Source organism: Streptomyces griseorubiginosus, from assembly GCF_017614965.1.
Taxonomy (GTDB): Bacteria; Actinomycetota; Actinomycetes; order Streptomycetales; family Streptomycetaceae; genus Streptomyces; species Streptomyces griseorubiginosus_B.
The window spans coordinates 1-1390 of sequence record NZ_WVUG01000645.1; the positions used below are offsets into that span (position 1 = coordinate 1).

A 1390-nucleotide genomic window follows, 5' to 3' on the forward strand; every position below is an offset into this window, starting at 1 on the left:
CCCGCACGCCATTCACCGCAGCGAGCGGCCCGGCCGGCCGTGCGGACGTCACCGGCACCCCCTCCGCCGCGTGCGCCCGCTCCCCGCAGAGGAAACCGAGTGCGATCAACCCGCCCGCCAGCAGCGCCACTTGCAGCGCACGCCGGGCGAACGCCGTGCGCATCACGCGCAGAACGGCGCCGGGCAAGGCTGGTGGCCAGGTCAAGAGGGGGTCGATCCTCCCGTGCTGCGGAACGGTCTCGGTCGAGAAGGCGTCGATACTTGCACGCCTGTCCGGAGGTTGCGCAAGCCCTCCGTTACCGATGGGTAGTCATGTCCCTTTTGCTGCTCGGAGTCTGATGACGACTGGTCGACAAATCGTCAGCGGACACCTCGACGCCCAGGCCCGCCGTCATCCCGCCTCCGGTATCGGCAGGGGCCGCTTCTCGATCGCCGCAGCCATCACCTCGGGGAAGAGATCGGGCGTGCAGGCGAACGCCGGTGCCCCCAGCGCGGCGAGCGCGGCCGCGTGCTCCCTGTCGTACGCCGGCGCCCCTTCGTCCGACAGCGCGAGCAGCGCCACGAACTGCACCCCGGACGCCTTCATCGCGGCGACCCGCTTGAGCATCTCGTCGCGTATCCCGCCCTCATACAGGTCGCTGATCAGCACGACCACCGTCTCGGCGGGCCGGGTGATCTGCGACTGGCAGTAGGCGAGCGCCCGGTTGATGTCCGTACCGCCGCCGAGCTGGGTGCCGAACAGGACGTCCACCGGGTCGTCGAGCTGGTCGGTGAGGTCGACGACGGCCGTGTCGAAGACGACGAGCCGTGTGTCGATCGACCGCATGGACGCGAGCACCGCCCCGAACACCGACGCGTAGACCACGGACGCCGCCATCGAGCCGGACTGGTCGATGCAGAGGACGACCTCCTTCTTCACCGACTGCGACGCCCGCCCGTATCCGATGAGCCGCTCGGGCACGATCGTGCGGTACTCGGGGAGGTAGTGCTTGAGGTTGGCCGCGATGGTGCGGTTCCAGTCGATGTCGTGGTGGCGCGGCCGGTTGATCCGGGCGCTGCGGTCGAGGGCGCCGGTGAGCGTGGCCCTGGTGCGGGTCGCGAGCCGCTTCTCCAGATCGTCGACGACCTTGCGCACGACCGCCCGCGCCGTCTCCTTCGTCGTCTCCGGCATGGCCTTGTTGAGGGACAGCAGCGTGCCGACGAGGTGCACGTCCGCCTCCACCGCCTCCAGCATCTCCGGCTCCAGCAGCAGCGTGGACAGCCCGAGCCGGTCGATGGCGTCGCGCTGCATCACCTGGACGACGGAGGACGGGAAGTACGTCCGGATGTCTCCCAGCCATCGCGCCACCGAGGGCGCCGACGCCCCGAGCCCAGCCGAACGGTCCCGCCC

Annotated in this window: 1 protein-coding gene and 1 pseudogene; both read right to left on the reverse strand. The window is 70.2% G+C overall.

Going from position 1 to position 1390, the window contains the following annotated elements:
* Window positions 1–205, reverse strand: a pseudogene (locus tag GRC12_RS44460) (hypothetical protein); the annotation flags it as partial.
* Window positions 206–391: 186 nt separating this feature from the next.
* Window positions 392–1390, reverse strand: a 999-nt coding sequence (locus GRC12_RS44465) for a VWA domain-containing protein (RefSeq protein WP_208786099.1), incomplete at its 5' end; no start/stop codon positions are given.